Annotated in this window: 12 protein-coding genes; 8 read left to right on the forward strand and 4 right to left on the reverse strand. The window is 65.4% G+C overall.

Going from position 1 to position 13,593, the window contains the following annotated elements; translation table 11 throughout:
• Nucleotides 1-85: 85 nt before the first annotated feature.
• Complete coding sequence (locus tag TSA1_RS35765) at nt 86-982, reverse strand: alpha/beta hydrolase family protein (RefSeq protein WP_100180416.1); 897 nt, start codon at nt 980-982, stop codon at nt 86-88.
• Nucleotides 983-1,165: 183 nt separating this feature from the next.
• Here TSA1_RS35765 and TSA1_RS35770 point away from each other — a divergent pair, with 183 nt between their 5' ends.
• Genes TSA1_RS35770 through TSA1_RS35780 form a run of 3 tightly spaced genes read left to right on the forward strand, consistent with a single transcriptional unit; the run spans nt 1,166 to nt 4,685 of the window.
• On the forward strand, nt 1,166-2,554 hold the full coding sequence (locus TSA1_RS35770; protein WP_100180417.1) for a class II 3-deoxy-7-phosphoheptulonate synthase: 1,389 nt from the start codon (nt 1,166-1,168) through the stop codon (nt 2,552-2,554).
• A 4-nt stretch (nt 2,555-2,558) separates the two neighbouring features.
• Nucleotides 2,559-2,912: a diacylglycerol kinase gene (locus TSA1_RS35775; RefSeq protein WP_018320918.1), complete on the forward strand. Its 354-nt coding sequence runs from the start codon at nt 2,559-2,561 to the stop codon at nt 2,910-2,912.
• A 15-nt stretch (nt 2,913-2,927) separates the two neighbouring features.
• Complete coding sequence (locus TSA1_RS35780) at nt 2,928-4,685, forward strand: NAD+ synthase (protein WP_100180418.1); 1,758 nt, start codon at nt 2,928-2,930, stop codon at nt 4,683-4,685.
• A gap of 187 nt (nt 4,686-4,872) precedes the next feature.
• Here the strand turns inward: TSA1_RS35780 and TSA1_RS35785 are convergent, their stop codons facing one another.
• Nucleotides 4,873-6,060 (reverse strand): DUF2865 domain-containing protein, encoded by a 1,188-nt coding sequence (locus TSA1_RS35785; RefSeq protein ID WP_100180419.1) that lies wholly within the window; start codon nt 6,058-6,060, stop codon nt 4,873-4,875.
• A 143-nt stretch (nt 6,061-6,203) separates the two neighbouring features.
• On the reverse strand, nt 6,204-6,497 hold the full coding sequence (locus TSA1_RS35790) for a hypothetical protein (protein ID WP_174719370.1): 294 nt from the start codon (nt 6,495-6,497) through the stop codon (nt 6,204-6,206).
• Nucleotides 6,498-6,784: 287 nt separating this feature from the next.
• Here TSA1_RS35790 and cysS point away from each other — a divergent pair, with 287 nt between their 5' ends.
• From cysS to TSA1_RS35810, 4 genes are all read left to right on the forward strand, one after another.
• Entirely contained in the window at nt 6,785-8,167 is a 1,383-nt protein-coding gene (gene cysS, locus TSA1_RS35795) for a cysteine--tRNA ligase (protein WP_100180421.1), read from the forward strand.
• Between the two features lie 115 nt (nt 8,168-8,282).
• On the forward strand, nt 8,283-8,774 hold the full coding sequence (locus TSA1_RS35800) for a GNAT family N-acetyltransferase (protein ID WP_174719229.1): 492 nt from the start codon (nt 8,283-8,285) through the stop codon (nt 8,772-8,774).
• Nucleotides 8,771-10,369, forward strand: coding sequence for a citramalate synthase (cimA, locus tag TSA1_RS35805; protein WP_100180423.1), 1,599 nt, complete (start codon nt 8,771-8,773; stop codon nt 10,367-10,369). Before TSA1_RS35800 ends, cimA begins: the two co-directional genes overlap by 4 nt.
• A gap of 55 nt (nt 10,370-10,424) precedes the next feature.
• Nucleotides 10,425-10,802, forward strand: a complete 378-nt coding sequence (locus TSA1_RS35810; protein ID WP_100180424.1) for a VOC family protein — start codon at nt 10,425-10,427, stop codon at nt 10,800-10,802.
• 4 nt (nt 10,803-10,806) lie between these two features.
• On the opposite strand, the gene TSA1_RS35815 is transcribed toward TSA1_RS35810, so the two are convergent.
• Nucleotides 10,807-11,412, reverse strand: a complete 606-nt coding sequence (locus TSA1_RS35815; RefSeq protein ID WP_174719230.1) for an LOG family protein — start codon at nt 11,410-11,412, stop codon at nt 10,807-10,809.
• 201 nt (nt 11,413-11,613) lie between these two features.
• Here TSA1_RS35815 and TSA1_RS35820 point away from each other — a divergent pair, with 201 nt between their 5' ends.
• Nucleotides 11,614-13,566, forward strand: a complete 1,953-nt coding sequence (locus TSA1_RS35820; protein WP_100180426.1) for an ABCB family ABC transporter ATP-binding protein/permease — start codon at nt 11,614-11,616, stop codon at nt 13,564-13,566.
• Nucleotides 13,567-13,593: the final 27 nt, after the last annotated feature.

Genomic DNA, 13,593 nt, shown 5'->3' on the forward strand with positions numbered 1-13,593 from the left:
TCTTCCCTGCGCCCTCTTTCAAGCGAGGGTAAAGCGATCAAGCAAAGCTCGGGCGAGATGTGCCGCGAGGACGCGAAGCTGTGTCTCACTCTCCCTGAATCCATTCCGCCACCCCGCGCCACAGCGTGTCGCGGTGATCGGGGCGGAAGAAGCCGAAATGCCCGATCGCCTTGGCGCCGACGTCGGACGGCCTCACCGTCAGCACCTCCGGCATGATCGCGGAAAAACCGCTCGCGAGCAGTTCGACCGCCGGTCGCGTCGCCCAGGGGTCGTCGGAGAAGCAGAGCGCCCGCAGCTCGCCCTTGAAGTTGGCGAAATTCTCCAGCGCCGGCAGTTTTGAATCGAACAGGTAGCGCGGGCTCGAGACCCACTCGGCCCATTGCAGGAAGACACCCTTGGGCAAATCCTCGCCGACGCCGGCCCAGCCCGGGGCGTAGCCGAGCGCGTGGACCAGTGGCACGCCGACAAAGTTCATGAAGGCGTAGACGCGATATTTCTCCGGCGAGGTCATCAGCCGCCAGGTCGCGGCCTGCGAGGCCACCAGGGCCGCGCGCGAGATGTCGGTATTGTTTTCGATCAGCCCGAGCGCCTGGCCGCCGAAGGAATGGCCGATATAGGCCAGCGGCAGGCCCTGATAGCGCTCGCGCATCCAGCGCACCGCGGCGGTGACGTCCCGCGCCGCCCAGTCCGACATCGAGGCCTTGAAGCCGACCAGGGATTTCGGCTGGTTGTAGCCGACCATCGCCGGCAGCCGGGAATCGCCGATGCCGCGATAGTCGTAGGTGAGCACCGCGCAGCCACGATGGGCGAGGTAGGAGGCAAAGCCGCGATAGATTTTTCGCGGGACGGCGGTCGCCGAGTTGATCAGCACCGCATGGCGCTTGGTGCCGCGCGGCAGGAACAGGGTGCCGGTCAGGGCATACCCGTCGGTCGCCGGGAAGCTGATCTCGTCGATGAAAACGTCGTCCAGTGCCACGTCCATGGGCAGAAGGTATCCCTGCCGGTTTCCTCGCCGTTTCCTAGCAAATGCGAATTTGGCTTTACCCGCAAGGGTTTGCGATCCGAAACGGATTTACAACTGGCGATGTCGTGCCAGCCTGTGTATAAGGCGGCCCTCGCAACCCCCAGATCAGGTTGCACTTTTTTGCTTCACGGAGAGATTGCGATGTCCGAGCGGTGGACGCCCGAGTCCTGGCGCAGCAAGCCGGTGCTACAGGTGCCCGACTATCCCGACGCCAAGGCTTTGGCCGACGTCGAGGCGCAGCTTGCGACCTTTCCGCCGCTGGTGTTCGCGGGCGAGGCGCGCAACCTGAAGAAGGCGCTGGCGCGGGTCGCGGCGGGTGAAGCTTTCCTGCTGCAGGGCGGCGACTGCGCCGAGAGCTTTGCCGAGCACGGCGCCAACAACATCCGCGATTTCTTCCGCGTGCTGCTGCAGATGGCGGTCGTGCTGACCTATGCCGGCGCGGTGCCGGTGGTGAAGGTCGGCCGCATCGCCGGCCAGTTTGCCAAGCCGCGCTCATCGCCGACCGAGAAGCTGAATGGCGTCGAGCTGCCGAGCTATCGCGGCGACATCGTCAACGACATCGCCTTCACCAAGGAAGCGCGTACCCCCGATCCGCAGCGTCAGCTGATGGCCTATCGCCAGTCGGCCGCGACGCTGAACCTGCTCCGCGCATTTGCGACCGGCGGCTACGCCAATCTCGGCAGCGTGCATCAATGGATGCTCGGCTTCCTCAAGGATTCACCGCAGTCCCGCCGCTACAAGGAATTGGCCGACCGCATCTCGGACGCGCTCAATTTCATGCGCGCCTGCGGCCTTGATCTCGAAGCCCATCCGGAGCTCCGCGCCACCGATTTCTACACCAGCCACGAGGCGCTGCTGCTCGGCTACGAGCAGGCCTTGACCCGGGTCGATTCAACGACGGGCGACTGGTACGCGACCTCGGGCCACATGATCTGGATCGGCGATCGCACCCGCCAGCTCGATCACGGCCATATCGAGTATTTCCGTGGCATCAAGAACCCGATCGGGCTGAAATGTGGCCCGTCGCTCAAGCCCGACGAGCTCCTGAAGCTGATCGACGTGCTCAACCCCGACAACGAGCCGGGCCGGTTGACGCTGATCGGCCGCTTCGGTTCGGACAAGGTCGGCGAGCATCTGCCGAACATGATCCGCGCGGTGAAGCGCGAGGGCAAGGTGGTGGTCTGGTCGTGCGATCCCATGCACGGCAACACCATCACCTCCACGTCGGGCTACAAGACGCGGCCGTTCGACCGCATCCTGTCCGAGGTGAAGTCGTTTTTTGCGATCCATGCCGCCGAAGGCACCCATGCCGGCGGCGTGCATCTGGAGATGACCGGCCAGGACGTCACCGAATGCCTCGGCGGCGCCCGCGCGATCACCGACGAGGACCTCAACGACCGCTATCACACGGTCTGCGATCCCCGTCTCAACGCCGAGCAATCCATCGACATGGCTTTCCTGATCGCAGAGCTCCTCAAGCAGGAGCGCGCCGGCAAGGCCCAGCCGATGCCGGTCGCAGCGGGGCTCTAAGACCTTGCTGCGGATTTGGAAGGCCACGATCAATTCCCGTAACGGGCTGGCCTTTGCGTTCCGATCGGAGCAGGCGGTCCGCGAGGAGATCTTTGCGCTCCTCGTGTCGCTGCCGCTGGCCTGGCTGGTCGGCGCGACCGCGATGCGCGCGGTCGAGCTGGTCTGTTCGGTTGCGTTCGTGCTGACCGTCGAGCTGCTCAACACCGCGATCGAGAAGCTCGCCGACCGCCTGACCATGGACCACGACAAGCAGATCGGTCGGGTCAAGGACATGGGCTCGGCGGCAGTCGGCGTCGCGCTGCTGATGGCCGGCGCGTTCTGGATCATCGCCATCATCGAGCGACTGGGATTCATCTGATCGGAGCGCGGGGCCATGGCCGAACGTCTCAACGCCTTCGCGGTCACGCTCGCCCAGCTCAATCCGACCCTGGGCGACATTGAGGGCAACGCCGCCAAGGCGCGTGATGCGCGCGCGCGCGCCATCGCCGACGGCGCCAATCTCGTGCTGTTTCCGGAACTGTTCATCGCCGGCTATCCGCCGGAAGACCTTGTGCAGAAGCCGGCGTTCCAGGCGGCCTGCCGTGCCGCGATCGAAGCGCTGGCGCGCGAGACCGCCGACGGCGGGCCGGCCATGCTGGTCGGCACGCCCTGGGTCGAGGACGGCAAGCTCTACAATGCCTGCGCGCTGCTCGACGGCGGCCGCATCGCCGCACTTCGCTTCAAGTGCAACCTGCCGAATTACGGCGTGTTCGACGAGAAGCGGCTGTTTGCGCGCGGCCCTGCCGCGGGCCCGGTGACCGTGCGTGGCGTTCGCATCGGCGTGCCGATCTGCGAGGACATCTGGCTGGAAGAGTCCGAGGACTACGAGAACGTGGTCGAGACGCTGGCCGAGACCGGCGCCGAGATCATCCTGGTGCCGAACGGTTCGCCTTACGCCCGCGACAAGAACGACGTGCGCCTGTCGGTCGCGGTCGCACGCGTGACCGAGAGCGGCCTGCCGCTGGTCTATCTCAACCAAATCTGCGGCCAGGACGAGCTGGTGTTTGACGGCGCCTCCTTCGCGCTCAACGGCGATCTCTCGCTCGCGGCGCAGCTGCCGGCGTTCGAGGAGAGCGTCACCACGTTGCGCTTCACCCGGAACGGCGACGACTGGCGCTGCGCGGGGCCGATCGCGGAGCAGGTCGAGGGCGACAAGGCCGATTACGCCGCCTGCGTGCTGGGCCTGCGCGATTATGTTGCCAAGAACGGCTTTCCCGGCGTGCTGCTCGGCATCTCCGGCGGCATCGATTCCGCGCTGTGCGCGGCGATCGCGGTCGATGCGCTCGGCGCCGACCAGGTGCACGGCGTGATGCTGCCTTATCGCTACACGGCGGCCACTTCGATTGCGGACGCCGGCGAGCTCGCCGGCCATCTCGGCATCCGCTACGAGGTGCTGCCGATCGCCGAAGCCGTCGGCGGGTTCGAGACCATCCTCTCGGGCCTTTTCAAGAATCTGCCGCCCGACATCACCGAAGAGAATCTTCAGGCCCGCACCCGCGGCACGCTCCTGATGGCGATCTCCAACAAGACCGGCCTGATGGTGGTGACGACGGGCAACAAGTCGGAAATGTCAGTCGGCTACGCCACGCTCTATGGCGACATGAACGGCGGCTTCAACCCGATCAAGGACATCTACAAGACGCAGGTGTTTCGGCTGGCGGCCCTGCGCAATGGCTGGAAGCCGGACGGCGCGCTGGGACCGGCCGGCGAGGTGATCCCGCCCGACATCATCGCGCGGCCGCCGACCGCGGAGCTGCGCGAGAACCAGCGCGATGACGACTCGCTGCCGCCGTATGACGTGCTCGATGCGATCCTGGAGCGGCTGATCGAGGGCGAGGAGCCGCTGGATCAGATCATTGCCGCCGGCTTCGATCGCGAGACCGTGCTGCGCATCGACCATCTGCTCAACGTCGCCGAATACAAGCGCCGCCAGGCCGCGCCCGGCGTGAAGGTGACGGCGAGAAATTTCGGCCGCGACCGCCGCTACCCCATCACCAACCGCTTCCGCGACAAGGGCGAGACGCCGCCCGCGGCGGACGAGACGCTGGTGTCGCGCGGGAGCAGGGCGTCGATCGACGCGTTCGAGGGGTGAGCTGTCAAAGATGCTTGGGGTGAGGGCAGGCGGTCTCGCCCCTCATTCGGCTGTCATCATCCGCGAAGGCGGATGATCCAGTACTCCGCGGCGGACATTGCCGGATACGACATCTGCCACGGGGTACTGGATGCCCCGCCTTCGCGTGGCGTGACACTGAGGGTGAGGCGGTGGCTAGCCGCCGCGCCTATTTCTGCTGCTGCGGCAGGAAGGTCGGGCCGACCGAGCGGATCGGCTTGTTCTCGGAGCTTGCGGCGGTGCCCGTATCCACCGGTGGCGCCGCAGCCGGTGCAGTCGCCGTCGTCGGCGCGGGGGCCGCGCCCTTTTTGGCGTTCGCAGGCGTGCCCTTGTTGAGCCGCTGCTGCTGCATTTTCTTGGCGCTCTCCTCGGTGACGATGATGTCGCCCTGCTGCTCGGCGGTCGCCTTGTCGTCGGCGGATTTCAGCGCGTCCGCCCAGGTCTGGCCGGCGGCCTTGCAGGAGCAGGACGGGTTGAACTCGCTGCGGAATTTGAAAGCGGTCGGCAGCGCCGTGTAGGGCTGGCCGCTGATGGAGACCGCCGAGTTCATGTCTTCGCCGGGATTGCGATGGGTGTAGAGCACGGCTTCGGCGGCCGGGCAGAGCGCCTTGCAGGTCTTCTCGTCGTCGGGGAAGCGCGCCGGCACCGTTGCAAATGAGACCGGGAAATAAGCGCCATCGCAGGTGCGCACGCACACGGTCCGGTAAGTGCCGGATTGCGGGCCGAGATCTGAGGGCGGGGCGCCCTGCGGATTGCCGGCGTTGTTGCCGCCGAACAGATTGCTCAGGAAGTTGCCGCCGCCCTGACCTTGCGCGGCATTGGCATATTGCGGGCCGCAATTGTTCTGCGCCAGCGCCGCCAGCACCGAGCGGCGCTGACTGTCGCGCTCCGGGCTGTAGCCGCCGCCACCGCCGCCGCGCAGGCGTTCGAGATTGCTGGTGATCTGGTCCAGATTGGCGCGCATCTGCTGGATCTGGGTGTTGACCGGGCCGCATTGCGCCTGCTGGCCACCGAACAGCGAGAAGAAGCCGGAGGAATCGCAGCCCATGCGCTTGGCCTGCATGGTGACGCGGTCGAGCTCGGCCTGCTGCTTGGCCTGGGAATCCTGGTAACGGCGGATCTGGTCTTCCCGCGCGGGGTCGCCACCGCCGCCGCGGTCGAGCGCCGCGAGCTGGCCCTCCAGCCGCACGCACATCGGATTGGGCCCAAGTCCGTTCTGCCCCGGCTGAGGCGGCGGTCCGGGCGGGCCGGCCTGCGCGAAAGCGCCGGTGACGAGCACGGCCGTGCTCAAGAGCACGGTGCAGGCAAGGACGAAGCGGGCACGGGAGAGGGACAGGAATTCAGGCATATCCGCCATTCTAGCGAGGTCACGGCCCAATGTGACTTTCGACGTGACTTTGCAGGGCCGAAGCGCGCCCTCCAATAGCCGCTTCCCGCGGCATCGTCACGTCGTTTCGGGGGCCAAAGGACCGGCCTAAGCTGCGCCAGCTCCGAGCAAATTCAGCGCTGGCAGGTGATTGCGACATATTCGTCGCAATGGCCATGGGAGCAATTTGTGCCGGATTTGGGGACAGAGCCGGTAATTTCGTCGGGATCGACCCGGCGATAGCTTGATGCCTGGGCAAAATCGCGTGATTGGCAATAGGTGCGCGCGGCGGAGGCGCCGCATTTGTCGCCCTTGGCCAGGCAATGGTCGACCGCCGGGTTGGCGATGATGAAGACGCGGCTCTCGGCGAGGGCGCTGGAAGCCGCAAAGATGAAGGCGCTGGAAATGAGCGCGGGCAAGACTCGCATGAAAAGCACCGGGGGCAAAAAGGGGAACTGCCGGTTCCAGAATGGGCTCAAATGGTTAGGGGATCATGAACCGTCATGATGGACGCGCGCTGGGCGGGAGGACAAAACGGCGTTTTCGCGGCTCTCTTGACGCAGGGGCACCTGATAGCCCATATGTTCCGCATGAACGGTCTCCTCGCCATTTGCGCCATTTGCCGCGAGATTACGAGCTAGCGATTCGCTGGCTGGAGCCGTCTTTTCTCAAACATTGAGAGCCTCGGACGCCCGGCCGCAAGGGATGGGTTGTCATGGAATTGCGCCTCTACGATACGCTGAGCCGGGAAAAGCGCGCCTTTGTGCCGCTCGATGCCAGCAACGTCCGCATGTATGTCTGCGGACCGACCGTCTATGACCTCGCCCATATCGGGAATGCGCGGCCCGTGATCGTGTTCGACGTGCTGTTTCGCCTGCTGCGCCATCTCTACGGAGAGGCGCATGTCAAATATGTCCGCAACATCACCGACGTCGACGACAAGATCAACGACCGCGCGGCGCGTGACTTTCCCGGCTTGCCGCTGAACGAGGCGATCCGCAAGGTCACCGAGCAGACCGGCAAGCAGTTTCATGCCGATGTCGATGCGCTTGGCGCACTGCGGCCGAGCGTCGAGCCGCGCGCGACCGAGCATATCGCGGAGATGCGCGAGATCATCGAGCGGCTGGTCAAGGGCGGCTTTGCCTATGTCGCCGAGGATCACGTGCTGTTCTCGCCGCAGGCGATGAACGCCGCCGTTTCAGGGTTGCCGCGCTATGGCGCGCTCTCCAATCGCTCGCTCGACGAGATGGTTGCCGGTGCCCGCGTCGATGTCGCGCCTTACAAGAAGGGCAACACCGACTTCGTGCTGTGGAAGCCGTCCAAGCCCGGCGAGCCGTCATGGCCGTCGCCATCAGGCATCAAGGCCGAGGGGCGTCCGGGCTGGCACATCGAGTGCTCGGCCATGGCCTGGAAGCATCTCGGCGTGCATTTCGACATCCACGGTGGCGGCATCGATCTCGTGTTTCCGCACCACGAGAACGAGGTCGCGCAGACCTGCTGCGCCTTCCACCGGGAGCGCATGGCAAACTATTGGATGCACAACGGCTTCCTGCAGGTCGAGAGTGAGAAGATGTCGAAAAGCCTCGGCAACTTCATCACCATTCACGAGCTGCTCCGTGACTGGCCGGGTGAAGTGCTGCGCCTGAACATGCTGAAGACGCACTACCGCTCGCCGATCGACTGGACCATGAAGTCGCTGGAGGAGAGCGCCAAGACGCTCGACGACTGGTACCGCGTTGCGGCCGACGTCGCGCCCGGCAAGCCGGCCGCATCCGTGGTCGAGCCGCTGCTCGACGATCTCAACACGCCGCTGGCGATCGCGGCGCTGCATGGCCTGCGTGGCGGTGACGTCGCGGCTCTGGCGGGCTCGTTGCGGCTGCTCGGCTTCCTGTCCGAGAGCGCTGCGCAGTGGGAAGGCCGCAAGCAGCAGGCGAGCGGCGTCGATGCCAAGGAGGTCGAGCGCCTGATCGCGGAGCGGACGGCAGCCCGTGGCCGCAAGGATTTCAAGGAGTCGGACCGCATCCGCGATCAGCTCGCCGCGATGGGCGTTGCGATCAAGGATTCCAAGGACGGAACGACGTGGGAGATTGCGCGATGAAGCGGCCCGACACGCCTTTCCCGCGGCACTGGCTCTATTATATCGCGCTGAAGGTTCTGCTGCTCGGAGCCGCCGTGGCGATCGTGCTGAAACTCTACGGGCTGTGGTGAACATTATGGGACAGACTTTGCCGAAGCCTGGATTGCGGCCGTTCCTGCCGGATGACGTTCCCGTGCTCGCCGCGATCTTTACGGCCAGCATCGAGGAGCTGACCGGCGAGGACTATAGCGAGGCGCAGCAGCAGGCCTGGATGGAGAAGGCGGAAGACGAAGACTTCGGCAGGCACCTCGCTTCCGACCTGACGCTGATCGCGACGATCGAAGGCTCGCCGGTTGGTTTTGCTTCGCTGCGCGGCAAAGACCACATCCAGATGCTCTATGTGCATCCGGCAGTGGCCGGGCAAGGGGTCGCCGCCATGCTGGTCGACGCGCTTGAGAAGCTCGCCGGCGGCCGCGGCGCGCAGAGCCTTTCGGTCGATGCCAGCGACACCGCGCAGGGCTTTTTCGCCAAGCGCGGCTATGTCGCCATGCAGCGCAACAGCATTACCGTCAACGACGAGTGGCTCGCCAACACCACGATGAAGAAGACGCTCGGAGCGGGGCAATGAGCAAGGACCGCCTTTATCTGTTCGACACCACGCTGCGCGACGGCGCGCAGACCAACGGCGTCGATTTCACACTGACCGATAAGCAGGCCATCGCCGCGATGCTGGACGATCTCGGCATCGACTACGTCGAGGGCGGTTATCCCGGCGCCAATCCGACCGACACCGAATTCTTCGGCACCAAGCCGAAGTTCGACCACGCGCGCTTCACCGCCTTCGGCATGACGCGCCGGGCCGGGCGCTCGGTCTCCAACGATCCTGGCGTGGCCGGGCTTTTGGAAGCGAAGGCGGATGCGATCTGCTTCGTGGCAAAATCGTCGGCCTATCAGGTGCGTGTCGCGCTGGAGACGACGAAGGAGGAGAACCTCGCCTCGATCCGCGACAGCGTCGCGGCCGCCAAGGCCGCGGGCCGCGAGGTCATGCTCGACTGCGAGCATTTCTTCGACGGCTACAAGGAGGATTCCGAGTTTGCGCTCGCCTGTGCCAAGGCCGCCTACGAGGCCGGCGCGCGCTGGGTGGTGCTGTGCGACACCAATGGCGGCACCATGCCTGATGAGGTCGAGGCCATCGTCAGCGAGGTGACGAAGCACATCCCCGGCGATCATGTCGGCATCCACGCTCATAACGACACCGAGCAGGCGGTGGCCAATTCGCTCGCCGCGGTGCGCGCCGGCGTGCGGCAGATCCAGGGCACGCTGAACGGGCTCGGTGAGCGCTGCGGCAACGCCAATCTCTGCTCGCTGATCCCGACGCTGAAACTGAAGAAGGGCTTTGCCGAGGCTTTCGAGATCGGCGTCACGTCCGAGAAGCTGGCGACGCTCGTCAAAGTCTCGCGCACGCTCGACGACATGCTCAACCGCGTGCCGAACCGGCATGCCGCTTATGTCGGCGAGAGCGCCTTCGTCACCAAGACCGGTATTCATGCGTCGGCCGTGTTGAAGGATCCGCAGACCTATGAGCACGTGCTGCCGGAGACGGTCGGCAACCACCGCAAGGTGCTGGTGTCAGACCAGGCCGGACGCTCCAACGTCATCGCCGAGCTCGACCGTGCCGGCATCCCCTACGAGAAGAGCGATCCGAAGCTGACGCGCCTCGTCGAGGAGCTGAAGGAGCGCGAGGCGGCCGGCTACGCCTATGAATCCGCCAACGCCTCGTTCGAGCTGCTGGCGCGCCGCACGCTCGGCAAGGTGCCGCATTATTTCGAGGTCGAGCAGTTCGACGTCAATGTCGAGCAGCGCTACAACGCGCTCGGCGAGCGCGTCACCGTCGCTCTGGCCGTTGTGAAGGTCGACGTCGCCGGCGAGCACCTGATCTCGGCCGCCGAGGGCAACGGCCCCGTCAACGCGCTCGACGTCGCCATGCGCAAGGATCTCGGCAAGTACCAGAAATACATCGAGGGCTTGAGGCTGATCGACTACCGGGTGCGTATCCTCAACGGCGGCACCGGCGCGGTCACGCGCGTGCTGATCGAGAGCGAGGACGAGAACGGCGACAGCTGGACCACGGTCGGCGTCTCCCCGAACATCATCGACGCCTCGTTCCAGGCGCTGATGGATTCGGTGATCTACAAGCTCGTGAAGTCGGGCGCGCCAGCGTAACGGACGGCGTCGACAATGAACGCCGTCATTGCGAGGAGGAGGGGGAGCGTAGCCAATGATCGACCACATTTCCGTCGGCGTCAGTGATCTCGATCGGTCGGCGAAATTCTACGAAGCCGCGCTCGCAGCGCTCGGCCTCACACGCCTCGTCACGCGACCGCGGACGGTCGGCTTCGGCAAGGCCTATCCCGAGTTCTGGATCAATCTGCGCGAAAACATGCCGCGCGTAGCTCCGGAGAGCGGCGTGCACATCTGCCTGCGGGCGAAGACGACTGGGGAGGTCGATGCGTTTCATGCCGCGGCTCTCGCGGCGGGCGGGGCCTCCGACGGCGCGCCCGGCATCCGCCCGCATGACCGCGTGCGCTACTATGCGGCTTTCGTCACCGATCCCGACGGCAACCGCATCGAGGCGGTGACGTTTCCCGCAGAGTAGGGCGCTACAGCTTGCGCGCCACTTCGGGGGCGAGATCGCGCTGGCTGTCGGGAATCTGCGCAGCCGCGGCGCGCAGCCGCGGGACGATCTCCTCGACCTTGTCCGCCTTCAGGATCTCGACGGAAAGGCCGGCGCGGATGAACTGGGTCTGGCGCATATGGGAGACCAGAGAGAACAGCGGCTCCCAGAAATTGTCGATGTTGGCGAGCAGCACCGGCTTGGCGTGACGGCCGAGTTGCTGCCAGGTCAGCTGCTCGACCAGCTCCTCGAGCGTTCCGAGCCCGCCGGGCAGGGCGACGAAAGCGTCGGAGCGCTCGAACATCAGCCGCTTGCGCTCGTGCATGTCGGGCGTGACGACCATCTCCTGCACCCGCGTCAGCGCGTTCTCGCGCATCCGGAGGAAGTCAGGGATGATGCCGGTGACGGTGCCGCCGTGATCCAGCACCGAGGTTGCGACCGCTCCCATCAGGCCGAGCGAGCCGCCGCCGTAGACGAGGCGGATCTTGTTGTCCGCCAGCGCTTTGCCAAGCGCCTTCGCCGCTTCGATGAAGTTGGGATTGGTTCCGGGGCCGGAGCCGCAATAGACACAGACGGTTTTGATCGTGCTCATTGGTACCATGATGCATTGCAGCGAAGGGGCGTCAAGCCCTTCAGGTGATTCGGATCGTCAGGAAATCTACCCGTAAATACCGACAAACTATCGAAGAATCGCCATCTGGCGGGGTGCGCTCGCCTCCGGAAGCTTCTATATGGACGGGCGAAAACAGTCATCGCAGCTTGCCCGCGCCCGGCGGGCCTTCCAGGTTTCTTGATGAGCCCACCTCATTCGCCCCACGTTCCCGACGTGCCTGATCCCGCAGGCGGGCCGCTCGAGCGGGCCACGTTGATGGGCACGCTGGCGCATCTGTGGCCCTATATCTGGCCGGGCGACCGCTTCGACCTGAAGATGCGGGTGGTCTGGTCCATGGTGCTGCTGCTCGCCGCCAAGCTGATCACGCTGACGGTGCCGTTCAGCTTCAAATGGGCGACGGACGCGCTGACCGGCGCCAACACGGCGCCGGTGCAGGCCGACAATTGGCAGCTCTGGGTGATCGCCTCGCCGCTGTTGCTGACCGTGAGCTACGGCGTGATGCGCATCCTGATGGCGGTGCTGACGCAATGGCGTGACGGCATCTTCGCGCGCGTCGCCATGCATGCCGTGCGCAAGCTTGCCACCATCACCTTCATCCACATGCACGAGCTCTCGCTGCGCTTTCACCTCGAGCGCAAGACCGGCGGCCTGACGCGCGTGCTCGAGCGCGGCCGCGAGGGCATCGAGGTCATCGTGCGCATGGTGATCCTGCAACTGATCCCGACCATCGTCGAGGTCTCGCTGCTGATGGCCGTGCTGCTCTGGCAGTTCGACTGGCGCTACGTCGTCGCGACCCTGATTACGGTCACGGTCTACATGTACTACACCTACGTCGCGACCGAGTGGCGGATCGGCATCCGCCGCAGGATGAACGATTCCGACACCGAGGCGAACACCAAGGCAATCGACTCGCTGCTCAACTACGAGACCGTGAAGTATTTCAGTGCCGAGGCGCGCGAGGCGCAGCGCTACGACCGCTCGGTGGCACGCTACGAGGAGTCGAGCATCCAGGCCTACACCTCGCTCGCCGTGCTCAACACCGGCCAGGCCGTGATCTTCACGCTCGGCCTGACCGCGACCATGCTGATGTGCGCGATCGGCGTGCGCAACGGCACCAACACGGTCGGCGATTTCGTGCTGGTCAACGCCATGATGATCCAGCTCTACCAGCCCCTGAACTTCATGGGCATGGTCTATCGCGAGATCAAGCAGGCGATCATCGACATCGAGAAGATGTTTGGCGTGCTGGGCCGCGAGGCCGAGATCAAGGACATCCCCGATGCCAAGCCGCTGGCCGTCTCCGCCGGCACGGTGCGTTTCGAGGACGTGCGCTTTGCCTATGAGCCGACGCGCCCGATCCTCAAGGGCATCAGCTTCGAAGTGCCGGCCGGCAAGACGGTCGCCATCGTCGGCCCGTCGGGCGCAGGCAAGTCGACCATCTCGCGCCTTCTGTTCCGCCTCTATGACGTCTCCGGCGGCAAGATCCTGATCGACGGCCAGGACATCCGCGCGGTGACGCAGGATTCGCTGCGCGCATCCATAGGCATGGTCCCGCAGGACACCGTGCTGTTCAACGACACGATCCGCTACAACATCCGCTATGGCCGTTGGGACGCCAGCGATGCCGAGGTCGAGGAGGCCGCGAGCCTCGCGCAGATCGATCATTTCATCCGCATGGCGCCGAAGGGCTACGAAACCCAGGTCGGCGAGCGTGGGCTGAAATTGTCGGGCGGCGAGAAGCAGCGCGTTGCGATCGCGCGCACCGTGCTGAAGGCGCCGCCGATCCTGGTGCTGGACGAGGCGACCTCGGCGCTCGATACCCACACCGAGCACGAGATCCAGGGCGCGCTCGATCGGGTGGCGAAGAACCGCACCTCGCTGGTGATCGCGCACCGGCTATCGACCATCGTCGGGGCCGACGAGATCATCGTGCTGGACCAGGGCCGGATCGCCGAGCGGGGGACCCACGCCAAGCTCCTCGCACATGGCGGTCTCTACGCCAGCATGTGGAACAGGCAGCGCGAGGCCGAGGAGGCGCGCGAGAAACTGGCCAAGATGGCCGACACCAGCGAGGCGCCCAACCGGGAGCCGCCTCCGGTCGATGACGCCCTGACGGCGCCTGCGGCGGTGTGACCTTGTCTCCGGTCCCAACTCTGGCCT

It is taken from the genome of Bradyrhizobium nitroreducens, from assembly GCF_002776695.1.
Lineage (GTDB): Bacteria > Pseudomonadota > Alphaproteobacteria > Rhizobiales > Xanthobacteraceae > Bradyrhizobium > Bradyrhizobium nitroreducens.